24 protein-coding genes and 1 tRNA gene are annotated in these 22,674 nt (G+C 55.0%); 19 read left to right on the top strand and 6 right to left on the bottom strand.

Annotated features, from left to right (window positions below):
• Positions 1–251 precede the first annotated feature (251 nt).
• Positions 252–563: a DUF3077 domain-containing protein gene (locus ACA072_RS23660; protein ID WP_497620950.1), complete on the bottom strand. Its 312-nt coding sequence runs from the start codon at positions 561–563 to the stop codon at positions 252–254.
• Positions 564–1,613: 1,050 nt separating this feature from the next.
• Between ACA072_RS23660 and ACA072_RS23655 the strand changes: the two genes are divergently transcribed.
• Entirely contained in the window at positions 1,614–2,831 is a 1,218-nt protein-coding gene (locus ACA072_RS23655) for a DUF6932 family protein (RefSeq protein ID WP_497620948.1), read from the top strand.
• Between the two features lie 481 nt (positions 2,832–3,312).
• The gene (locus ACA072_RS23650) at positions 3,313–4,686 is read left to right on the top strand and encodes a hypothetical protein (protein ID WP_497620946.1); all 1,374 of its coding nucleotides are present in this window, start codon (positions 3,313–3,315) and stop codon (positions 4,684–4,686) included.
• Positions 4,687–4,813: 127 nt separating this feature from the next.
• On the opposite strand, the gene ACA072_RS23645 is transcribed toward ACA072_RS23650, so the two are convergent.
• The 4 genes from ACA072_RS23645 to ACA072_RS23630 all read right to left on the bottom strand — a co-directional run bounded on the left by ACA072_RS23645 (position 4,814) and on the right by ACA072_RS23630 (position 7,346).
• Positions 4,814–5,143, bottom strand: coding sequence for a hypothetical protein (locus ACA072_RS23645; protein WP_497620945.1), 330 nt, complete (start codon positions 5,141–5,143; stop codon positions 4,814–4,816).
• 47 nt (positions 5,144–5,190) lie between these two features.
• Positions 5,191–5,865, bottom strand: a complete 675-nt coding sequence (locus ACA072_RS23640) for a DUF4276 family protein (RefSeq protein WP_497620943.1) — start codon at positions 5,863–5,865, stop codon at positions 5,191–5,193.
• On the bottom strand, positions 5,862–6,989 hold the full coding sequence (locus tag ACA072_RS23635; RefSeq protein ID WP_497620941.1) for an AAA family ATPase: 1,128 nt from the start codon (positions 6,987–6,989) through the stop codon (positions 5,862–5,864). The genes ACA072_RS23640 and ACA072_RS23635 overlap by 4 nt, the downstream gene beginning before the upstream one ends.
• 272 nt (positions 6,990–7,261) lie before the next feature.
• A tRNA-Leu gene (locus tag ACA072_RS23630) sits at positions 7,262–7,346 on the bottom strand.
• Positions 7,347–7,453: 107 nt separating this feature from the next.
• Between ACA072_RS23630 and queA the strand changes: the two genes are divergently transcribed.
• The 6 genes from queA to ACA072_RS23600 all read left to right on the top strand — a co-directional run bounded on the left by queA (position 7,454) and on the right by ACA072_RS23600 (position 13,540).
• The gene (queA, locus tag ACA072_RS23625; RefSeq protein ID WP_497620939.1) at positions 7,454–8,503 is read left to right on the top strand and encodes a tRNA preQ1(34) S-adenosylmethionine ribosyltransferase-isomerase QueA; all 1,050 of its coding nucleotides are present in this window, start codon (positions 7,454–7,456) and stop codon (positions 8,501–8,503) included.
• A 14-nt stretch (positions 8,504–8,517) separates the two neighbouring features.
• A complete protein-coding gene (gene tgt / locus ACA072_RS23620; RefSeq protein ID WP_162130724.1) occupies positions 8,518–9,633 on the top strand; it encodes a tRNA guanosine(34) transglycosylase Tgt in 1,116 nt (371 codons plus the stop codon).
• Positions 9,634–9,676: 43 nt separating this feature from the next.
• Positions 9,677–10,015 carry a preprotein translocase subunit YajC gene (yajC, locus tag ACA072_RS23615; protein WP_003185175.1) on the top strand — a complete coding sequence of 113 codons (339 nt, stop codon included), beginning with the start codon at positions 9,677–9,679 and terminating at the stop codon, positions 10,013–10,015.
• Positions 10,016–10,078: 63 nt separating this feature from the next.
• On the top strand, positions 10,079–11,947 hold the full coding sequence (gene secD, locus ACA072_RS23610; RefSeq protein WP_497620937.1) for a protein translocase subunit SecD: 1,869 nt from the start codon (positions 10,079–10,081) through the stop codon (positions 11,945–11,947).
• A gap of 9 nt (positions 11,948–11,956) precedes the next feature.
• Positions 11,957–12,871 carry a protein translocase subunit SecF gene (gene secF / locus ACA072_RS23605; RefSeq protein WP_046046025.1) on the top strand — a complete coding sequence of 305 codons (915 nt, stop codon included), beginning with the start codon at positions 11,957–11,959 and terminating at the stop codon, positions 12,869–12,871.
• 120 nt (positions 12,872–12,991) lie between these two features.
• Positions 12,992–13,540: a glycine zipper 2TM domain-containing protein gene (locus ACA072_RS23600; RefSeq protein ID WP_010457893.1), complete on the top strand. Its 549-nt coding sequence runs from the start codon at positions 12,992–12,994 to the stop codon at positions 13,538–13,540.
• A 251-nt stretch (positions 13,541–13,791) separates the two neighbouring features.
• Here ACA072_RS23600 and suhB read toward each other — a convergent pair whose 3' ends face one another.
• A complete protein-coding gene (gene suhB / locus ACA072_RS23595; RefSeq protein WP_497620935.1) occupies positions 13,792–14,610 on the bottom strand; it encodes a type III secretion system regulator SuhB in 819 nt (272 codons plus the stop codon).
• A 146-nt stretch (positions 14,611–14,756) separates the two neighbouring features.
• Here suhB and trmJ point away from each other — a divergent pair, with 146 nt between their 5' ends.
• The 11 genes from trmJ (at position 14,757) to ndk (ending at position 22,671) form a co-directional block, all read left to right on the top strand.
• A complete protein-coding gene (trmJ, locus tag ACA072_RS23590) occupies positions 14,757–15,527 on the top strand; it encodes a tRNA (cytosine(32)/uridine(32)-2'-O)-methyltransferase TrmJ (protein WP_010457884.1) in 771 nt (256 codons plus the stop codon).
• A gap of 2 nt (positions 15,528–15,529) precedes the next feature.
• Complete coding sequence (gene cysE, locus ACA072_RS23585; RefSeq protein WP_008147732.1) at positions 15,530–16,306, top strand: serine O-acetyltransferase; 777 nt, start codon at positions 15,530–15,532, stop codon at positions 16,304–16,306.
• A gap of 264 nt (positions 16,307–16,570) precedes the next feature.
• Positions 16,571–17,062 (top strand): Fe-S cluster assembly transcriptional regulator IscR, encoded by a 492-nt coding sequence (gene iscR / locus ACA072_RS23580; protein WP_007903581.1) that lies wholly within the window; start codon positions 16,571–16,573, stop codon positions 17,060–17,062.
• 50 nt (positions 17,063–17,112) lie between these two features.
• A complete protein-coding gene (locus tag ACA072_RS23575) occupies positions 17,113–18,327 on the top strand; it encodes an IscS subfamily cysteine desulfurase (RefSeq protein WP_461955568.1) in 1,215 nt (404 codons plus the stop codon).
• A gap of 84 nt (positions 18,328–18,411) precedes the next feature.
• Positions 18,412–18,798 (top strand): Fe-S cluster assembly scaffold IscU, encoded by a 387-nt coding sequence (gene iscU, locus ACA072_RS23570; protein WP_003443374.1) that lies wholly within the window; start codon positions 18,412–18,414, stop codon positions 18,796–18,798.
• 28 nt (positions 18,799–18,826) lie between these two features.
• The gene (gene iscA / locus ACA072_RS23565; RefSeq protein WP_028620147.1) at positions 18,827–19,150 is read left to right on the top strand and encodes an iron-sulfur cluster assembly protein IscA; all 324 of its coding nucleotides are present in this window, start codon (positions 18,827–18,829) and stop codon (positions 19,148–19,150) included.
• An 8-nt stretch (positions 19,151–19,158) separates the two neighbouring features.
• Positions 19,159–19,680: a co-chaperone HscB gene (hscB, locus tag ACA072_RS23560; RefSeq protein ID WP_131059383.1), complete on the top strand. Its 522-nt coding sequence runs from the start codon at positions 19,159–19,161 to the stop codon at positions 19,678–19,680.
• Between the two features lie 51 nt (positions 19,681–19,731).
• Complete coding sequence (gene hscA / locus ACA072_RS23555; protein ID WP_497620931.1) at positions 19,732–21,594, top strand: Fe-S protein assembly chaperone HscA; 1,863 nt, start codon at positions 19,732–19,734, stop codon at positions 21,592–21,594.
• Between the two features lie 2 nt (positions 21,595–21,596).
• On the top strand, positions 21,597–21,938 hold the full coding sequence (fdx, locus tag ACA072_RS23550) for an ISC system 2Fe-2S type ferredoxin (RefSeq protein ID WP_109634612.1): 342 nt from the start codon (positions 21,597–21,599) through the stop codon (positions 21,936–21,938).
• 14 nt (positions 21,939–21,952) lie between these two features.
• Positions 21,953–22,153: a Fe-S cluster assembly protein IscX gene (iscX, locus tag ACA072_RS23545; protein WP_017340315.1), complete on the top strand. Its 201-nt coding sequence runs from the start codon at positions 21,953–21,955 to the stop codon at positions 22,151–22,153.
• A 92-nt stretch (positions 22,154–22,245) separates the two neighbouring features.
• On the top strand, positions 22,246–22,671 hold the full coding sequence (gene ndk, locus ACA072_RS23540) for a nucleoside-diphosphate kinase (protein ID WP_007916882.1): 426 nt from the start codon (positions 22,246–22,248) through the stop codon (positions 22,669–22,671).
• Positions 22,672–22,674: the final 3 nt, after the last annotated feature.

Below are 22,674 nucleotides of genomic sequence, written 5' to 3'. Positions count from 1 at the left end.
CAAAATCCCAGCCACCCCACAAACCCCCTGTGGGAGCCAGCCTGCTGGCGATAGCGCCAGCCCAGCCACCATCAATGCTGAAGCTGCACCGCAATGACAACCCAGCCACCTAGTCGGGCGAAATAATGCCTGTTCGCTCACCACAATCCCTGTGGGAGCGGGCTTGCCCGCGATGGCGTCAGCCCAACCAAGATAAATGCTGAATTAGCCGCCACCATCGCAAGCCACCCACACCCCACAGGCCTCAAACACTAAGCTTCAGCCTTCGCCCCCGCCCGCTTAGAAGCCACCTCATTATCCCGATCCCGATTCAGCACCTTCGCCACATCATCAACCACCGCCTTACCCATCGCCGTCAAATAATGCGCAGCCCAGGCATGGCGGTCGGTGTCTGTGGCGTAGGCAGCATCTTCGTTCAGCTTCTTGGCGAGAAACAGAAAGTCAGAAGCCATGGATAACGCATCGCCGAGGGGAACGCCGCGAGTGACATGGAACAGGGCTTGATCCGCGCAGTAGATGGCGGGTGTCAGGCCGATGGTTTTCAGCTCTGATTGATCAGTCATTTGCCACCTCCGATGACGGAGAGGCGGTGGGAGAGGGTGGACAGTGGAGCGTTACGCAACTGGGAGTCGCGTTGAGGGAAAAGCCGAATTTTGTACGGATTGATGCTGCGCATTATCAGACTCCTTGATATATGGAGCTGCCATATCCGTTTCCACACGAATGGGTGACAGCTGTGCGCGGGGTGGAAAACCGGGAATCAAGGAAACCGGCACGCCCGAAGACGTCCCACGCACAGCCGCCATAACTCACGCCACAGGCATAAAAAAAGCGCCGGCAGACGTGATGGGGGCGCTGTTGCGCCTTGAATTACACGGGTTTCCACACCCGGTCGCTGAATTGGCAGCGACGGTGGGAGGGTAGCGTGCAAGCTTCTTTCCTGCAACCTTCGACGACTTCAGTCCCTTCTTTATACAAGACAATTTAGCCACCATTGAGCATGTGGCGAGCGGGGGACGTCAAACCGATGGCTCTGAAAAGCGATGTGGCAATGATGGCTACTGGCTTGTATCGAAAGAGTTAACAAGCGATGATCGCTGTAGCAGTGACAGCCTATCCATCGAAGGAATGAGCAATGACACAGGGAACGAAGTCAGTAGCACTTCCTATAGTTTTGTCGGCACTAATCGGCTGTTCAGCCGTCGGGGTGCTAACCAGCTTCAACACCAGTCATAAAGAGGCAGATGCCGACGTACTGCCTGATCAAAACGTTCGTCTTCCGCCTAAATGCCTGGCTGTCAAAATATTGTCATGGTGCAAGATACCCCAAGATCGATGCTGCTTTGGCGATGCACGTCGCACCTACATTCAATTTTTTATTTCGCGGACGTTGAAGAAATTAACAACTACCGATGACACCAATATCCTTCTGGTTGTTAAAGGATGATGGACGCATGGTCTTTATTGCACCAAGAAAAGTCCAGGTATTTTGCGTTAACTTCTCATGTTAGGAACATGGCTTTTGGGTACGAATAGAATATTTTTCGATGTAAGCTTTTTGCAGGATAATCGGGAAAATAGAAGTTTATTAATAATAAAGTAGGGTTATAATTTTGAGTGCTATTGAGTTTGATCAGTCAGGTTATCTTTCCAATAAAATTCATCAAATGGATGTAGATGCTTTTATCGAAGCTTTTTGCGCTCCATCGGATGAGGCGTCAATGTCGGGAGGTGTGAGATCCGGCTATGGTAGCGCGTTGAGATCCCTGTATCGTTGGGCTGACGAAGTTGGCGCTACCTCTCTGATTATTGGTGGCTCGTTTGTAACTAAGAAAACCACGCCTTCTGACATGGATGTGTTAGTGGCTTTTTTAAAAAAATCAGATATTCCTGTCTCTCCAAAGTTAAATCTTGTTGATGATGTTGTTTTGGATGTTCAATTTTTGGCCGAAGATGAACCGGAGTTACTGCAGGCTTACATTCAATTAGTTGGGACGGATCGGAGATCCATAGGTCGCGGAATTGTTCAAATAAAACTTCATCCGGATGTCCTGGAGCATGAGAAGGACGACACGCCGTCAAGCAAGCTAGGAGTGGCCGTGCTCTCTTACGTGCACAGACATCTCATTCAAGATTTTACCTATTCTAAGCTTGTCATTCCTATTCACGGAATTAGGTCTAATTCTGAGTGGATTCCAAAGTTTACGTTTCTCGCGTCTACCCACGGTTGGTGTGTGGCACCTTTTTTCTATGGTTTTGAAGATGGGACAATTTTAGTTGACAAGGCTGCGCAGTCTGAAGTGGTTGACCAGTTCAGGTTATGGTTGGCCGAAATTCGAAAGACCTATAAGGGATCTATATCTATTGTCGCTCATTCCTTTGGTTCCTATGTTATAGGGCGCTATTTGGAAGAGGCCGGAGATTTGGCCGAGCCGTTTGGTGGTATTGTACTGACAGGGTCTATTTTAAATTCAAATTACGACTGGAACTCTGTTTTTTCGCGTGAAAATGCCAGTATGGTACTTAACACTCGGGCTCCTAGGGATGGTGCAGTTAAGTTTATGCCTAAAATTCGAATCCCATTTATCAAGGATGAAAGAATGGGGCAGGCTGCTATAGAAGGTTTCACACAGAAAAACCCACGTCTAATTGAGCGATCAAGTGATCTGCTGAGACATTCTAATATGTTTGAGGATGATGTAATTACAGGTGTTTGGCTACCTTTTTTAAGACTTGCTGTGAGAAGGTTTGATAATGCAAATTCGCTTTTTGATGATCAGATGGATGAATTAAGATTGAGGCTAGGAGCAGATCGGATAAAGCTTGTCTGATTAAATATGGTGCAGTTATTTCTAGAGGAAAAGGGAGAGTATTTACTTTGCCAGACTCGTGGCTCAAAGGGGGCGCTTTTTTTTCGGCTAAGAGAAGTAAGTCTGTCCCCTTTGTCTATATGATAAAAGGTGTTCAATGCAATTTTGCTGATAAGTAACAATCTCACGTCGTACATTAAAGTACCACCGAATACCAGCTTGCCGGCTTTCGGGTTATCGCCATGGCGAACAAACTGAAAAGTCACTTATATTCGCTGAAATCCTGAAATTTATCGGTGTATTAGGCTGGGCAGGTTGTGAAGCGTTTCGATTTACAAGGCTTGTGCGTAGATTTTGAAGATTGAGCAAGAAACGTGCTACATATTTAATTGGTGAGTGATGGAGCTATAAAGGGGCTGATGTTACATGGGGTGAGTGAGGGCGCTGAAGCGATTAAGGTAGCGGGTTTAAAATCTAGTTTGTTTCTGTTTTTGGAGGATTAATGCAGTTTTCATATGGGTTAAAAGATGTTGGGCGAGGTCGAAGCATCGAAGGAGTGCTAGTTGATGGTGCGCTTGAAAAGATAACAAATTATCTCTCTGATCCTTTTTCCAATGGTCTCTATAAGCTGACGTTTGATTGGGTTTCAGAAGGCGGAATTTCGAAAGATGTAATGAATATGGTTTATAAGGAGACTAATGGAAAAGACTATATTGTTTTGGCCAGTGGGAAGCGCAAGAGAAAAATCAATCTTACGAAAGAGTGGAATGATAGTGTTGTTCAGTTTGTAGGAGATAAGATCTCTTTTTTGCTATCTCTTTTTGATTTTATGGTTCGCCGAGATGAAGATATAAGTGAGGATGATGGCGGTGAGTCTTCTCGCCATCATGAGATAGTAGAAATGGTTCTCGATCTCCTTGATTATGACATTCTTCGGCGTGAATATGACAAGGCATACACCTACTTTTTTGAGAATATATGGGATGAAAAATTTAGAACGCAACTGCCTCGTGGAATAATTCATCGTAATAAGTCTGGAAACTTTTTTATAGTTAGTGGGCCTCAGCACAAAACTAATTGTACGGTTGTCGCTTGGGAGGAAAAGCCACTCAAAGCTTTTATAGATTTTTTGGTGCTAGTGGGAAAGGCAGAAAGCTGTACACTTATGCCTGTCTTTTCTCCGGAAGAGGAATTGTTTGAACCATATCCGGACATATTGTCATTGGTTTATTCGAAGGTGTTCACGCAAGAACATTTGCTTCCTACAATTAGTAAAGGTTTGGAACGATATGCTGAACACAATTATCTCGATTGTGTGGGTTCGATGGGTATTGCAGGAGAAGACATCTTAACTCAAATATATGAGACGCTTTTTCGCGAGCAGTTAGATAAAGGGTTGACGACCGGGCAGCTGCTGGATGAAATACAAAGGAGAGTGAGTATGTTGTTCAAGTCTCCTGAGCCGGAGATATCGGATGTCTCAAATTTTTATCTGCAAATAAAAGATGGGTTGGCGAGCGATAGAGATAAGGGAGAGGTTGCATTGCATATAATTCGCTCGCTGATTGGGGATTTGCATAATGCAGATAAGATGTTGTTTAATAAGATTGATAAGGCAAATAAGCCTGAGAAGAAGTACTCAATATTTCCAGGTCGGATTCAAAATTTACTAAATGACCTGATTCGATATAGGAATGCGGCTGCGCATAAGTCAAGAGTTCCTATAGGTCCTTATGAGGCTCGACGTTCAACTTATTGTTTGGTGGTATTATTTATGTGGTGGAGCTCAGAAAAATCAAAGGTGAACTGGAGTAGTGATGCACAACAAGTTATTAAGGATTTCGTACTTCGAAATAATCCAAGACCTAATCAGTAATCCGTGTAAAAGGTCGAAAAACCAGAATATGGGAGGGGCGAAAAAAGGAGAAGTTTTTTCTTCGTATTACATGGCTGTCGGTGAGCCTTCGGGCGAATCTGGTTGTCGGGTAGCCCTATCCATACATTCATTGAATGTCTTTCAAGTAGTTCTTAAGAGGGAGGAGCGTGGCATCAAGCTGCTCCATCGTTCGAGCAGAGTTGAAATCTGCCGCCAATCTATGCAATTCGCGGCCCAGAACGGTATCAACTCCGCCGAGGGCGCCCAGCGCCAAACCCACACTACGCGCCACTCTAAACTGAATCCCCTCAACATCCCCCCGCCGCACCAACAACCCAAAAACCTCCCGCTCATAATCACTCATGATCGGGTCATCCCGCAGAATCGGGCTTTCCCCCTCCCGCTCGTACGCCAGCTTGAGAGCGAAAAGGGCGACTGTTTCCAGCGGAAATTCCATGGGTAGAGTCCTTAGGACGCCTTGGCGTCAAGGTTATTTCACATCTCTTATTTGATTGGCTGCAGCGCTTCAATATGCCTAAGCCATGCGTCGAAACGGGTGCACTCAGTACGTATGGCGGCCAGTCCGATTTCAATCGCCGCGAGGGAACCATGAAGCGGCTTATCGTAGCCCTCGTAAAGCTTAAGGAGTCGTTTGCTCGGTGCCGTCATTGGGCTGTTGTTAATGGTTTCCGGTGTATCAAATTCGTTTCGTATGTGCAGAAACTTGTCTTCAAGGGAGGGCTGGTTGATTCCCACTGCAAGTCGATTAGGGCAACTGAATAGCAGTCCCTCAAATTCGTACATCTGGACATACGGAATGAATCGGCGCATTGCCTCATCGCCCAATTTTTGTCTTAACTTGCCTGCCATAGCCTCTAACAGGCAGTCGGCCTTTTCGTTCATGGTGTTCCTACTGCCAGCATCGACTTTTCCAGGAAAATCTTCGGGTAGACCGTAGAAATCAAAAAACGTGGTGCAGTAGGCTTGGCGATCACCTAAAAGCCTTTTTTCAACATCAGTAAGCAGTCGCTCGAAGCGGAAATTACCGCCTTTGTGGCCAGGTTTTCCGATCAGTGCGGGTGTCAAATAGATGTCTAGGGGGTGAAAGGCCTGAGCAAGCACCTCGTTGATAAACATTTCTTCGGTCTGACCCTCGCAAATGACATGCACTCGAATCATTTACGTGGCCTCCCACCAAGAATGTTCTTTTCCCACAGTTCTCCGACTGAATAATCATCCAGCCATGACTCAAATGCTTTCTCGTCGAGACGTTTGAAAACCGTAGCGCCCTTTTCACGTTCGACAATGATCAGATCGTCGATGGAGAACTCATTAACTAGCGGCACGGACTGCGTTGAGACGATCACTTGCATCCTTGTCGATGCTGAGCGAAGCAGTGAGCCCAACAATGTGATGGCGTAGGGATGCAGGCCCAATTCAGGCTCATCAATAATGATGGTCGAAGGAGGGTCGGGTTGCAGCAGCGCCGTCACCAAGCACATAAAGCGGATCGAACCGTCCGAAAGTTGGCTAGGCCAGAACACGTAGTCACTGTCTTTTTGTCGCCACTGTAAATTGATCAGTTCTTCTTCCGTATCCAAGCGACGGGGCTTGAGCACAAAATCATCAAAGAACGGGATGGCCAGCTGGATTGTTTTGCGAATCTGCTCGTAGGTATCTGGTGTCTCTGTGGCTAATCGATAAAGGTAAGCCGCCAGATTAGAGGCATCGGGCCGCAGATAGTCGTCAATGTGTGCGGGGCCAAAACGCTTGACGCTCGCCATGTCGCTGGTGTCATGGAAGTGGAATACTTTCCAACTGGAAATCGATTCGTAGCAGTACGCCACTACGTTGTTTTTATATGGTGCGTGAAATTTTTTTGAATCGAATGCTGCTTTGAGCTTGGCTTCCTGATGTCCGGAGCCGAGCGGAATCCATTCTTGCCCATACATAGGACCATCGAAGAAAAGTCGCTCATTGGCAAATACAAAATCTCCGTCCACCGTTGGCTCTAGCTCGAAACGGTAGCCATTCAAGCCGAACTGTACGAAGGACTCTATTCTCTGCGTTTCTTTCACGCCGAAACTGACAATGCGATCAGCAGAACCTTGTTGAGTGGTCCACTTTTTCAGGCGCAGTTCCATCATTTCGCCAAGCATACGAAAGTAAGAGACGAAGCTGCTTTTGCCGGCACCATTGGCACCAAGCAGTACGTTCAAGCTGCCAAGGTTCAGGTCATCCAGACTCTTGATCGACTTGAAACCCTTGATCGTGAGCCGGCTGATGGGGTTCTTTTTGCTCATTGATGCCTGATTCCTTAAAGCAGCACTGTCTGTTGAGCCTCAGGCCGCTGTCATTGATACGTGTTCAGAGTTTGCCACTAATTCCAGGTGGGGTACGCGTCGTGACCGTTTCATCCTAACTCTAATCATTTCCTCGTAATACTGGCTCTTTCACGCAGTTCGATGTGATCATCGGTGGTGTCAGAGTGATTGCGGGTCAACGATTGGAGCACGGTTTCACTTTTCTACAGACGAAAAAAAAGGCCTTGCCAAAGCAAGACCTTTCTTAATTTTGGTGCCCCGAGGGAGACTCGAACTCCCACTTCTTGCGAAAACGGATTTTGAATCCGCCGCGTCTACCAATTCCGCCATCAGGGCTCAATGGCGGCGAAGTATAGAGATGAGATTACCGTCGGTCAATCAGGTACATAGAGAATTTTCACTATTTCGGCTAGACTTCCGGCCCCTGCTAGACGAACCCCATCATGCGCGTTGCTGACTTTACTTTCGAACTCCCTGATTCGCTGATTGCTCGCCACCCTTTGGCCGAGCGTCGCAACAGTCGCCTGTTGACCCTTGATGGGGTCAGCGGCGCCCTGGCACACCGTCAATTCACTGATTTGCTCGAGCATTTGCGCCCGGGCGATTTGATGGTGTTCAACAATACCCGGGTGATTCCGGCGCGGCTGTTTGGCCAGAAGGCTTCCGGCGGCAAGCTGGAAATCCTGGTGGAGCGGGTGCTCGACAGTCATCGCGTGCTGGCCCATGTACGGTCCAGCAAGTCGCCGAAGCCCGGTTCGAAGATCCTGATCGACGGTGGTGGCGAGGCTGAGATGCTGGCGCGGCACGATACGTTGTTCGAGTTGGGGTTCGCCGAAGAGGTGTTGCCGCTGCTCGATCGCGTTGGGCACATGCCGTTGCCTCCTTATATAGACCGCCCGGATGAAGGCTCGGACCGCGAGCGTTATCAGACGGTGTACGCCGAGCGCCTGGGCGCGGTGGCGGCGCCGACGGCGGGGCTGCATTTCGATCAGCCGCTGATGGAGGCGATTGCCGCCAAGGGCGTCGAGACGGCGTTCGTGACCTTGCACGTGGGTGCGGGTACGTTCCAGCCAGTGCGTGTCGAGAAGATCGAAGATCACCACATGCACAGCGAATGGCTGGAAGTCGGCCAGGACGTGGTCGATGCCGTCGCAGCTTGCCGCGCTCGTGGTGGTCGGGTGATCGCCGTGGGGACCACTAGCGTGCGTTCCCTGGAAAGCGCCGCGCGCGATGGCGTGCTCAAGCCGTTCAGTGGCGACACCGACATCTTTATCTACCCGGGCCGACCGTTTCATGTGGTCGATGCCCTGGTCACCAACTTTCATTTGCCCGAATCCACGCTGTTGATGCTGGTTTCGGCGTTCGCCGGTTATCCCGAAGCCATGGCCGCTTATAAAGCCGCTGTCGAGCATCAATACCGCTTTTTCAGCTACGGTGATGCGATGTTTATCACCCGTAACCCCGCACCACGTGGCCCTGAGGACAAAGAATGAGTCGCCAAAGTCGTATGTCGTTTGAGTTGCTTGCTACTGACGGCAAGGCTCGTCGCGGTCGCTTGACCTTCCCGCGCGGTACCGTCGAGACTCCGGCGTTCATGCCGGTCGGTACCTACGGCACCGTGAAGGGCATGCTGCCGCGGGACATCACCGCGACCGGCGCGGAAATCATTCTGGGCAACACCTTCCACTTGTGGCTGCGTCCTGGCACCGAAGTGATCAAGAAGCACGGCGACCTGCACGATTTCATGCAGTGGAAAGGCCCGATTCTGACCGACTCCGGCGGTTTTCAGGTGTTCAGCCTGGGCGCGATGCGCAAGATCAAGGAGGAGGGCGTGACCTTCGCCTCTCCGGTCGATGGCGCCAAAGTCTTCATGGGTCCGGAAGAGTCGATGCAGGTCCAGCGTGATCTGGGCTCGGACATCGTGATGATTTTCGACGAATGCACGCCGTACCCGGCTGATGAAGACGTCGCGCGGATTTCCATGGAGCTGTCGTTGCGTTGGGCCAAGCGTTCGAAAGAAGCCCATGGCGACAACACGGCGGCGCTGTTCGGTATCGTTCAGGGCGGCATGCACCAGGATCTGCGCATGCGTTCCCTGGAAGGCCTCGACAAGATCGGTTTTGATGGCCTGGCCATTGGCGGTCTGTCGGTGGGCGAGCCCAAGCACGAGATGATCAAGGTGCTGGATTACCTGCCGGGCCAGATGCCGGCTGACAAACCTCGTTACCTTATGGGCGTTGGCAAACCGGAAGATCTGGTTGAGGGTGTGCGCCGCGGTGTGGACATGTTCGATTGCGTGATGCCAACCCGTAATGCCCGCAATGGGCATCTGTTCATTGATACAGGCGTGCTGAAGATCCGAAACGCGTTCCATCGCCATGATGATTCGCCGCTCGATCCGACCTGCGATTGCTATACCTGCCAGAACTTCTCCCGCGCTTATCTGCATCACCTGGACAAGTGCGGCGAAATGCTGGGGAGCATGCTCAATACCATCCATAACTTGCGTCATTATCAAGTGCTTATGGCTGGTTTGCGCGAGGCTATTCAACAGGGTACATTGGCCGCCTTTGTCGATGCCTTCTACGCCAAACGCGGGTTACCTGTTCCGCCTTTGGACTGAGTTTTCTGACCCCAAGATTCAACATTTGCAACTGGAGTGCTAAATGAGCTTTTTTATCTCTAATGCCATGGCTGACGCTGCTGCACCGGCTGCTGCCGGCCCAATGGGTGGTGGTTTCGAGTGGATTTTCCTGGTCGGTTTCCTGGTCATCTTCTACCTGATGATCTGGCGTCCACAGGCCAAGCGCGCCAAAGAGCAGAAAAACCTGCTGGGTAGCCTGCAAAAAGGCGACGAAGTTGTGACCACCGGTGGTATCGCCGGCAAGATCACTAAAGTGGCTGACGATTTCGTGGTTCTGGAAGTTTCCGACACCGTCGAAATGAAGTTCCAGAAAGGCGCCATTGCCGCCACGCTGCCAAAAGGCACGCTCAAAGCGATCTAAGTTTCAACTTCTACTCAATCGACGGGGCGCGCAAGGCGCCCCGCGTCATAAGCGGGCGGCGTGATGCTGAACAAATACCCTCTGTGGAAATACATTCTGATCCTGGCGGTGCTGGCGGTCGGTCTGATTTATTCCGCTCCCAATTTATATCCTGATGACCCGGCCATTCAGGTCAGCGGTGCAAGTACTGCACTGCAAGTCAATCAGGCTGATCTGGATCGTGTGAGCACTGCGCTCAAGGAATCCGGGATCAACGTCAAGGCGGCCACGCTGGCTGCGAATGGCAAGGGCGGTCTGATTCGTCTGACCAAGGCTGAAGACCAGCTGCCGGCCAAGGACGTCGTGCGCAAGGCGTTGGGTGATGACTACGTCGTCGCGCTGAACCTGGCACAAACTACCCCGCAATGGCTGCGCAACCTCGCTGCGCATCCGATGAAGCTGGGTCTGGACTTGTCCGGTGGTGTGCACTTCCTGCTCGAAGTGGACATGGACAAAGCCCTCGACGCACGCTTGAAAGTGTACGAAGGCGATGTAAAGAGCCTGTTGCGTAAAGAGAAACTGCGCTATCGCAGCCTGCCGCAACTCGACGGCGCCATTCAGCTGGGTTTCAGTGATGAAGCTTCCCGCGAACAGGCCCGCGCACTGATCCGCAAGAACTTCAACGATTTCGACATTGTTCCGGCCGACCTCAATGGTCAGGCGGTGCTGCGTCTGGCGATGACCCCGGCCAAGCTGGCGGAAATCCGCGAATACTCCATCAAGCAGAACTTGACCACAGTACGTAACCGCGTCAACGAGCTGGGTGTTGCCGAACCGATCGTTCAGCGTCAGGGCGCCAACCGCATCGTGGTTGAGCTGCCGGGCGTGCAGGACACCGCAGAAGCCAAGCGTATCCTCGGCAAGACGGCCAACCTTGAGTTCCGTCTGGCTGCTGAGCCGGGTGCTTCGAAAGCCACTTCCGAAAGCTTCGAGTTCCGTGAAGGAAATCGTCCGCCGGCACAGATCGAACGCGGCCTGATCATCACCGGTGACCAGGTTACCGACGCCAAGGCTGGTTTCGGCGAGCACGGCACGCCAGAAGTGAACATCCGTCTGGATGGTCACGGTGGCGAGCTGATGAGTCGTGCGACGCGCAGCAACGTCGGTCGCAGCATGGCGGTGATCTTCATCGAGCAACGTCCGGTCACCACGTACACCAAGCAAATGGTGAACGGTGTCGAGAAAGACGTAGCGGTTCAAACGTTTAAAGAAGAGAAGAAGATCATCAGCCTGGCGACCATCCAGTCGCCGCTGGGTGCTCAATTCCGCATCACTGGCCTGAACGGTCAGGGCGAGTCGTCTGAACTGGCGCTGCTGCTGCGTGCTGGCGGTCTGGCTGCACCGATGTACTTCGCTGAAGAACGTACCATTGGCCCGAGCCTGGGTGCAGACAACATCATCAAGGGTGTCGATGCATCGCTGTGGGGCATGCTGTTTGTCTCGCTGTTCATCATCGCCATCTACCGCTTCTTCGGCATCATTGCCACTGTCGCTCTGGCAGTGAACATGGTGCTGCTGCTGGCGTTGATGTCGCTGCTGGGTGCAACGCTGACCCTGCCGGGTATCGCCGGTATCGTATTGACCATGGGTATGGCGGTCGACGCCAACGTACTGATCTTCTCGCGGATTCGTGAAGAGATCGCGGCGGGCATGACCGTACAGCGGGCAATCAACGAAGGCTTCGGCCGGGCATTTACTGCGATTCTCGACGCCAACCTGACAACGTTGCTGGTCGGCGGGATTCTCTTTGCGATGGGCACCGGTCCAGTCAAAGGTTTCGCAGTGACCATGTCCCTCGGGATCTTTACCTCGATGTTCACGGCCATCATGGTGACCCGCGCGATGGTCAACCTGATCTTCGGCGGTCGTGACTTCAAGAAGTTGTGGATTTAAGGGGCTGCCATGTTACGTACAATCAACTTCATGGGCGTTCGCAACTTTGCGTTCGGCGTCACATTGTTCCTTACTGCGCTGGCATTGTTCAGTGTCGCCACCAAGGGCATGAACTGGGGCCTGGACTTCACCGGCGGTACGCTCATCGAGCTGACCTACGAGCGTCCGGCCGATGTCACCAAGGTGCGTGAGCAGCTGGTCACTTCGGGTTATCACGAGGCAATCGTGCAGAGCTTCGGTGCAACCACCGATCTGCTGGTACGCATGCCGGGTGAAGATCCGCAGCTGGGCCATCAAGTGGCAGAAGCGCTGCTGAAGGTTGGCGGCGACAACCCGGCGACGGTCAAACGCGTCGAGTTCGTCGGCCCGCAGGTGGGTGAAGAGCTGCGCGACCAGGGCGGCCTCGGCATGCTGATGGCGCTGGGCGGCATCCTGATCTACCTGGCTTTCCGCTTTCAGTGGAAGTTCGCGGTCGGCGCCATCGTTTCGCTGATCCACGACGTGATCGTGACCATCGGTATCCTGTCGTTCTTCCAGATCACCTTCGACCTGACGGTGCTGGCGGCGGTACTGGCGATCATTGGTTACTCGCTCAACGACACCATCGTGGTATTCGACCGGGTTCGTGAGAACTTCCGTGTGCTGCGCAAGGCCAGCCTGATCGAGAACATCAACATCTCGACCACGCAAACCCTGCTGCGGACCATGGCGACGTCGATCTCTACCTTGCTGGCGATCGCGGCCCTGTTGTTCTTCGGTGGCGACAACCTGTTCGGCTTCTCCATCGCCCTGTTTATCGGTGTTCTGGCGGGTACCTACTCGTCGATTTACATCGCGAACGTGGTGCTGATCTGGCTGAACCTGAGCACTGAGGATCTGATTCCTACAGTGGCTACCGACAAGGAAGTCGACGACCGTCCATAACGGCCATCGCTTCTCCAGCTGTCAGCCGAAAAAGGCGCGAGTTGAACTCGCGCCTTTTTTTATGCTCCAAGGCTGGGAGAAGCGCGGACATGTTCCGCGGGTGATGGTCAGGAGGTTCATGTGAACAAGTCGTTGCTGGTTGGTGCGGTATTGGGTGCTGTCGGTGTAACTGCCGGGGGTGCTGTTGCCACCTACAGCCTGGTTAAAAGCGGCCCTGAGTATGCGCAAGTGCTAGCCGTTGAACCGGTCAAGACACAAATCAAGACGCCACGTGAAGTGTGCAAGGATGTAGCGGTGACCCGGCAGGCGCCGGTGAAAGATCAACACCAGATCGCCGGTACGGTGGTGGGTGCGCTGGCAGGCGGTCTGCTGGGTAACCAGATCGGCGGCGGCACCGGCAAGAAAATTGCCACGGTTGCGGGCGCGGTTGGCGGCGGATATGCCGGCAACAAGGTTCAGGAGGGCATGCAGGAGCGTGACACCTACACCACGACTCAAACCCGTTGTAATACGGTGAATGACATCAGTGACAAGGTCGTAGGTTACGACGTTCGTTATTCGCTGGACGGCAAGGAAGGCAAGGTGCGGATGGATCGTGATCCCGGTAACCAGATTCCGGTCGACAAGGAAGGCAAGCTGGTCCTGTCGCAGAACGAACAGGCTCACTAAGTAGCTGACATTCAGATTCAAAAAGAAGCACCCTGCGGGGTGCTTTTTTTGTGCCAGCTATTTATGCCTCACCACCATTCCACTGTGGGAGCGGGCTTGTTCGCGAAGGCGGTTTCACATTCAATACTGATGGTGACTGACACGCCGCATTCGCGAGCAAGCCCGCTCCCACATTGGATTTTGGTGTTCTTGGAGGCAAACTCCAGGCATAAAAAAAGCACCCCGAAGGGTGCTTTTTTGTGGGCGTTCGCTTAGCGTTTCAGCGAAGCCGGCAGGTGCGGCTGGATGGCCGTCAGCACTGCTTTGAAGCACTTGGTGTTGCCGGCAACGATGTGGCCTTTCTCAAGGAAATCGTGACCGCCGGTGAAGTCGCTCACCAAACCGCCGGCTTCCTGGATCAGCAGGGCGCCTGCAGCCATGTCCCACTCGGACAGGCCCGACTCCCAGAACGCGTCGAAACGGCCGGCAGCTACGTAAGCCAGGTCCAGGCTCGCCGAACCTGCGCGGCGGATACCGGCGGTCTGGCCCACCAGGGCGCGGAACATGCCCAGGTAGTTGTCGAGGTTGTCCATCTGGTCGTCACGGAACGGGAAGCCGGTACCCAGCAGGGCGCCGTCCAGGCTGGTGCGGCCGCTGACGCGCAGACGACGACCGTTCAGTTGAGCGCCGCGACCGCGGCTGGCGGTGAATTCTTCCTGGCGAACCGGGTCCAGAACAACAGCGTGTTCCAGGCGACCGCGGTATTTGCAGGCGATGCTGACAGCGAAGTGAGGGATGCCGCGCAGGAAGTTGGTGGTGCCATCCAGTGGGTCGATGATCCACAGGTATTCATCGCCTTCGATCCCGGTGCCTTTGTGCAAACCGGTTTCTTCACCGAAGATCGAGTGGTTCGGGTAAGCCTTGCGCAGCGCGTCGATGATTTTCTGTTCAGCGGCGCGATCCACCTCGGATACGTAATCCTTGGCGTCTTTTTCGTCGACCTTGATGGTATCCAGGCGCTCGATGGAGCGGAAGATCAATTCACTGGCGCTGCGGGCGGCGCGCAGCGCGATATTCAGCATGGGCTGCATGGATGTGTCACCTAAGGTTGTTAAAGAAAGCCGGGCATTCTATCAGAACTTTTCTACAGGTGAAGGATGACGTTCGCTTTCGTGGCTTAACGGTAGGATGCGCTGTAAGATTCGGCTCCCCATTTCTGTGTTCGAGAGCGCCTCCCTTGCTGCATAACATTCGTGTCGTCCTGGTCAATACCAGCCACCCCGGCAACATCGGCGGGGCTGCGCGTGCCATGAAGAACATGGGCCTGTCGCGGCTGGTGCTGGTCGAACCGCGGCTGTTCCCGCACCACGAAGCCGATGCTCGCGCTTCTGGCGCCGGGGACATCCTTGAAAACGCGCAGGTCGTCGCCACCCTGGAAGATGCCTTGGTCGGCTGCAATCTGGTACTTGGCACCAGCGCCCGTGACCGTCGCATTCCCTGGCCGCTGCTTGATCCCCGCGAATGCGGCGTGAAAGTAGTCGAGGAAGCCGCGTCGGGTGCCGAGATTGCCTTGGTCTTTGGTCGTGAAGATTCCGGCCTGACCAATGAAGAGCTGCAGCGATGTCATTATCACGTGCACATCCCATCAGACCCTGAGTTCAGTTCGCTGAACCTTGGGGCGGCGGTGCAGGTGTTGAGCTATGAAGTGCGCATGTCCTGGCTCGCGGCCCAAGGCCAGCCGAGCAAGGTCGAGAAGGATGAAGTGGCGTCCACCAAAAGTGGTGAGCTGGCGACCATGGATGAACTGGAGCGATTCTATGAACACCTGGAGCAAACCCTGGTGGCCATCGAATTCCTCGATCCGGAAAAGCCACGGCACTTGATGGCGCGCCTGCGCCGGTTGTACGGTCGCAGCTCGGTGAGCCGGGCGGAAATGAATATATTGCGTGGCATCCTCACGGAAACCCAGAAAGCGGCCCGTGGCGAGCTTCTTAAGCGGAAGGATTAAAAATGTTCGAGCGTTTGCGTGAAGATATCCAGAGTGTTTTCCATCGTGACCCGGCAGCGCGCAACGCCTTTGAAGTTCTGACCTGCTACCCGGGCATGCACGCCATCTGGATCCATCGCCTGTCGTCGGCCCTGTGGGGCATGGGCTGGAAATGGCTGGCGCGGCTGGTGTCGAACTTCGGTCGCTGGCTGACCGGGATCGAGATCCATCCGGGTGCCAAGGTTGGTCGTCGCTTCTTTATTGACCATGGCATGGGCATCGTGATCGGCGAGACCGCCGAGATCGGCAACGATGTCACGCTTTATCAGGGCGTGACCCTCGGGGGCACCAGCTGGAACAAGGGCAAGCGGCACCCGACACTGGAAGATGGTGTGGTAGTGGGCGCGGGCGCCAAGGTGCTCGGCCCGTTCACGGTGGGCGCCGGCGCGAAGGTCGGTTCCAATGCGGTGGTGACCAAGGCTGTGCCGCCGGGTGCGACCGTGGTCGGGATTCCGGGGCGGATCATCGTCAAGTCCGACGAGGAGACAGACGCCAAGCGCAAGGCGATGGCCGAGAAGATCGGCTTCGACGCCTACGGTGTTGGTGAAGATATGCCCGACCCGGTGGCGCGAGCCATTAATCAGTTGCTTGACCATCTGCAGGCGGTCGATGGTCGCCTGGAGGGGATGTGCGGGGCGTTGAAGGATCTTGGCAGTAATTACTGTGCGAAAGACCTGCCTGAGCTGCGTGAAGAAGACTTTGCGTGTGTGAAGGACAAGGATCAGAGTCAGGCCAGCTAAGCCGAGTTGGCCCCTTCGCGAGCAAGCCCGCTCCCACAGAGGTCTCGGTGTTCACACAATGTGTGTTTCAACCGAGACCTCTGTGGGAGCGGGCTTGCTCGCGAAGAACGATAACGCGCAATTGCTGGCTGTAACCGACCAGCCTTTGCTATGATGCGGCCGCTCTTTTGCGGGTAATCCTGACTAAAGTACTAGGTCTTATAGTTGACTTAAATACTCGGGAATTGCATACTCGCCCCATTCCGAACTCCGTGGTAATTGTCCATGCGACTGACTACAAAAGGCCGATACGCCGTAACCGCCATGCTCGACCTGGCGTTGCACGCGCAGCACGGGCCGGTGTCCCTGGCCGATATCTCCGAGCGCCAAGGCATCTCCCTGTCCTACCTCGAACAGCTCTTCGCCAAATTGCGCCGCAGCAATCTGGTTTCCAGCGTTCGTGGGCCGGGCGGTGGCTACCAACTGTCCCGCGACATGCAGGGCATCCAGGTCGCCCAGGTGATCGATGCGGTGAACGAATCGGTCGATGCCACCAAATGCCAGGGCCAAGGTGATTGCCATCAAGGCGACACCTGCCTGACCCACCACTTGTGGTGCGATCTGAGCCTGCAGATTCACGAATTTCTGAGCGGTATCAGCTTGGCTGATCTTGTCACTCGCCGTGAGGTACAAGAAGTAGCCCAGCGTCAGGACCAGCGCCGTTGCAACAGCAAGGCGCCACGCCTGGACAAGATTGAAGCGTCCGCCGTCGAATGACAGCCAAAGAGCTAGCGGCACGCCAGCCAGCCTGATTTAGGAGATAGTCCATGAAATTGCCGATTTACCTTGATTACTCTGCGACCACCCCGGTTGATCCGCGTGTAGCGCAAAAAATGAGTGAATGCCTGCTGGTCGACGGAAACTTCGGTAACCCGGCGTCCCGTTCCCACGTGTTCGGCTGGAAAGCTGAAGAGTCCGTCGAAAACGCTCGTCGTCAGGTCGCTGACCTGGTCAACGCCGACCCGCGTGAAATCGTCTGGACCTCCGGTGCCACCGAGTCCGACAACCTGGCAATCAAGGGTGCGGCGCATTTCTACGCGACCAAAGGCAAACACCTGATCACCACCAAGATTGAGCACAAGGCTGTCCTCGACACCATGCGCCAACTGGAGCGTGAAGGCTTCGAAGTGACCTACCTCGAGCCTCAGACCGATGGCCTGGTGACGCCAGCGATGATCGAAGCCGCCCTGCGCGACGACACCATCCTGGTCTCGGTCATGCACGTGAACAACGAAATCGGCACCATCAACGACATCGAAGCCATCGGCGAACTGACCCGCTCCAAGGGCATTCTGTTCCACGTTGACGCTGCTCAGTCCACCGGCAAGGTCGAGATCGACCTGTCGAAGCTGAAAGTCGACCTGATGTCGTTCTCTGCCCACAAAACCTACGGCCCTAAAGGCATCGGCGCGCTGTACGTCAGCCGCAAGCCGCGTGTTCGCATCGAGGCGACCATGCACGGCGGCGGTCACGAACGTGGCATGCGTTCCGGCACCCTGGCGACCCACCAGATCGTTGGCATGGGCGAAGCGTTCCGCGTAGCCAAGGAAGACATGGCGGCCGAGAACATCCGCATCAAAGCCCTGAGCGACCGTTTCTTCAAGCAGGTCGAAGACCTGGAAGAGCTGTACATCAACGGCAGCATGACCGCCCGCGTTCCGCACAACCTGAACCTGAGCTTCAACTACGTTGAAGGCGAGTCGCTGATCATGGCGCTCAAGGATCTGGCGGTTTCGTCCGGTTCGGCCTGCACCTCGGCGTCCCTTGAGCCTTCGTACGTTCTGCGCGCCCTGGGCCGCAACGACGAACTGGCACACAGCTCGATCCGCTTCACCTTCGGCCGTTTCACCACCGAAGAAGAAATCGACTACGCCGCGCAGAAAGTCTGCGAGGCCGTTACCAAGCTGCGCACTCTGTCGCCGCTGTGGGACATGTACAAAGACGGTGTCGACATTTCGAAAATCGAGTGGGCGGCACACTGATTTCAAGTCGCCGCAAACCGGCCCTGCAAAACCGCGGTTTTCGGGGCTCAAGAGCGACTCTCTGATGAGTGAGGATTAAGAACCATGGCTTACAGCGAAAAGGTCATCGACCACTACGAAAACCCGCGCAACGTCGGCAAGATGGACGCGGAAGACCCTGATGTCGGCACCGGCATGGTCGGCGCTCCGGCGTGCGGCGACGTGATGCGTCTGCAGATCAAGGTCAACGAGCAAGGCATCATCGAAGACGCCAAGTTCAAGACCTACGGTTGCGGTTCGGCAATTGCCTCCAGCTCCCTGGCGACCGAGTGGATGAAAGGCAAGACTCTGGATGAAGCAGAGACCATCAAGAACACTCAGCTGGCCGAAGAACTGGCCCTGCCGCCAGTAAAAATTCACTGCTCCGTACTCGCTGAAGACGCTATCAAAGCGGCCGTTCGCGACTACAAGCAGAAGAAAGGCTTGATCTAAGCATTAAGCGACGAGTAAGGAGTCAACGATGGCTATCAGCATGACAGAAGCGGCTGCTCGACACGTGCGACGCTCCCTTGACGGGCGCGGCAAAGGTGAGGGGATTCGCCTGGGTGTTCGCACCACGGGCTGTTCCGGCCTTGCCTACGTGCTGGAGTTTGTCGACGAGGTGGTTGCAGAGGATCAGGTGTTCGAAAGTCACGGCGAGAAAGTGATCATCGACCCGAAAAGCCTGTCCTACCTGGACGGCACCGAACTCGATTTCGTCAAGGAAGGGTTGAACGAAGGCTTCAAGTTCAACAACCCCAACGTACGCGGTGAATGTGGCTGCGGCGAAAGCTTCAACATCTGAGGCTGCTCGTGGGTACTCCTTGTCATTACGCTTTATTTGAACTGCAGCCGAGCTTCCGTCTGGATCTCGATCAGTTGGCCACGCGCTATCGTGAGTTGGCGCGAGGTGTTCATCCGGACCGTTTTGCGGACGCTTCCGAGCGCGAGCAGCGGCTGGCGCTAGAGCAATCCGCGAGCCTCAACGAGGCCTACCAGACGCTCAAAAGTCCCCCAAAGCGCGCGCGATACCTGCTCGCCATGGGCGGGCGCGAGCTGCCGCTGGAGGTCACGGTGCATGATCCGGAGTTTCTTCTGCAGCAGATGGAATTGCGTGAAGAGCTCGAAGACCTGCAAGACAGCGCCGACCTGGCGGGTGTTGCAGTGTTCAAGCGTCGCCTGAAGACGGCTCAGGATGAACTGAACGAAAGCTTCGCAGCCTGTTGGGATGATGCAGCGCAACGTGAACAGGCCGAACGCCTGATGCGGCGCATGCAGTTCCTCGACAAGCTCACCTACGAAGTGCGCCAGTTAGAAGAGCGCCTCGACGATTAACCCAGTGCCGCTCCGGTCGCACGCCTGATATACAGATAAGTCCTGATAACGATGGCCCTACTGCAGATCGCCGAACCCGGCCAAAGTCCTCAACCGCACCAGCGTCGTCTGGCTGTGGGGATCGACTTGGGCACTACCAATTCGCTGGTCGCTGCGTTGCGCAGTGGTCTTTCCGAGCCTCTGGCCGACGCTGACGGGCAGGTCATTCTGCCGTCCGCCGTGCGCTACCACGCCGATCGCGTCGAAGTCGGCGAGTCAGCCAAGCTGGCGGCCGCGACCGATCCTTTGAACACCGTGCTGTCGGTCAAGCGCTTGATGGGTCGTGGTCTGTCCGACGTCAAGCAATTGGGTGATCAACTGCCGTACCGCTTTGTCGGCGGCGAGTCGCACATGCCGTTCATCGACACCATTCAGGGCCCCAAAAGCCCGGTCGAGGTCTCTGCCGATATCCTCAAAGTGTTGCGTCAGCGCGCTGAAGAGGCATTGGGCGGTGAACTGGTGGGTGCGGTGATCACCGTTCCGGCCTATTTCGACGATGCTCAGCGTCAAGCCACCAAGGATGCGGCCAAGCTGGCCGGTCTGAACGTGCTGCGTTTGCTCAATGAGCCGACCGCTGCTGCGGTGGCTTACGGTCTGGATCAACACGCCGAAGGCCTGGTCGCGATTTACGACCTGGGCGGCGGTACCTTTGATATTTCGATCCTGCGCCTGACCGGCGGTGTGTTCGAAGTGCTTGCTACCGGTGGCGACAGCGCCCTGGGTGGCGATGACTTTGACCACGCCATCGCGGGCTGGATCATCGAGAGCGCCGGTTTGTCGGCTGACCTCGATCCGGGCGCCCAGCGCCATCTGCTGCAAACCGCTTGCGCCGCCAAAGAAGCCCTGACCACTGTCTCGTCCGTTGAAGTTGCTTATGGTGACTGGAAAGCCGAGCTGACTCGCGAAGCCTTCGATGCGCTGATCGAGCCAATGGTTGCCCGCAGCCTGAAAGCCTGCCGTCGCGCAGTGCGTGATTCCGGCATCGAGCTGGAAGAAGTGCACGCGGTGGTCATGGTCGGCGGCTCGACGCGCGTGCCTCGCGTTCGCGAAGCCGTCGCTGAAGCCTTCGGTCGTCAGCCGCTGACTGAAATCGATCCGGATCAAGTGGTGGCCATTGGTGCTGCGATCCAGGCCGATACATTGGCTGGCAACAAGCGCGATGGCGGCGAATTGCTCTTGCTCGACGTGATTCCGTTGTCCCTGGGGCTGGAAACCATGGGCGGCCTGATGGAGAAGGTGATTCCGCGCAACACCACCATCCCCGTCGCCCGCGCCCAGGACTTCACCACTTACAAAGATGGCCAGTCGGCCATGGCGATCCATGTGTTGCAGGGCGAGCGTGAGCTGATCAGCGACTGCCGTTCCCTGGCGCGCTTCGAGTTGCGTGGCATTCCGGCAATGGTCGCCGGTGCCGCGAAAATCCGCGTGACGTTCCAGGTCGATGCCGACGGTCTGCTCAGTGTCTCCGCTCGCGAGTTGGGTTCGGGTGTCGAGGCCAGCATTCAGGTCAAGCCCTCCTACGGCCTGACCGACGGCGAAATCGCCAAGATGCTCAAGGAATCGTTCCAGCACGCCAACGACGACAAAGTTGCCCGTGTACTGCGTGAGCAGCAGGTCGATGCCCAGCGCCTGATCGAAGCGGTCCAGGCCGCCCTTGATGTCGACGGTGAGCGCTTGCTCGACGCCGAAGAGCGCATGGTGATCGAGCTGCAGATGCAGGAACTGACCGAACTGATGAAAGGCACTGATGGTTACGCCATCGAGCAGCAGACCAAGCGTCTGTCGCAAGTGACCGACGCTTTTGCTGCCCGCCGCCTGGATTCGACGGTGAAAGCCGCGCTGGCGGGGCGCAACCTGAATGAGATTGAGGAATAACGATGCCGCAGGTCATTTTTCTGCCACACGAGAAGTTTTGCCCGGACGGCATGGTTGTGGAGGCTGAACCCGGCATCTCCATCCTCGAACTGGCGCATGAGCACCATATCGAGATGGAAAGCGCTTGCGGTGGCGTCTGTGCCTGCACCACTTGTCATTGCCTGATCCGCGAGGGCTTTGACTCGCTGGAAGAGGCTGACGAGCTGGAAGAAGACTATCTTGATAAGGCTTGGGGGCTGGAAGCCCAGTCGCGCCTGGCCTGTCAGGCTAAAGTCGGGACTGAAGACCTGACCGTCGAAATTCCGAAGTATTCGCTCAACCATGCGGCTGAAGCGCCGCACTGATTCAAGGAAGCGTCATGAGTCTGAAATGGGTTGATGTGCTGGAAATCGCGATCCAACTGGCTGAATCCAAGCCGGAAGTGGACCCGCGTTACGTGAACTTCGTCGATCTGCACAAATGGGTGCTGGCATTGCCGGAGTTCAGTGATGATCCGACCCGCGGTGGCGAGAAGGTGCTTGAAGCCATTCAGGCCGCCTGGATCGAAGAAGCAGACTGAGTCTGCGCCGTACGCAGTTAGGCAATACTAAAGAACCCGCGTATAATTCGCGGGTTTAATTTTTCGCAAATTACCGTTTCTGGAGTTACACCATGGCTGTTCAACGTACTTTCTCCATCATCAAGCCTGACGCTGTTGCAAAAAACGTCATCGGCGAGATCACCACTCGTTTCGAAAAAGCAGGCCTGCGCGTTGTAGCTTCGAAACTGAAGCAACTGTCCAAAGCCGAAGCTGAAGGCTTCTACGCTGAGCACAGCGCTCGTGGTTTCTTCGGCGACCTGGTTGCTTTCATGATCTCCGGTCCGGTTGTCGTTCAGGTTCTGGAAGGCGAAAACGCTATCGCTCTGAACCGTGAGCTGATGGGCGCTACCAACCCTAAAGAAGCTGCTGCCGGCACCATCCGTGCTGACTTCGCTGATTCCATCGACGCCAACGCTGTGCACGGTTCGGACTCCGAAGCCGCTGCTGCTCGCGAAATCTCGTACTTCTTCGCAGCTACTGAAGTAACCACTCGCTAAGCA

Source organism: Pseudomonas sp. LBUM1656 (assembly GCF_059716065.1).
The sequence above is the reverse complement of the archived record's forward strand: the minus strand, read 5'-3'. Positions and strand labels throughout refer to the sequence as shown.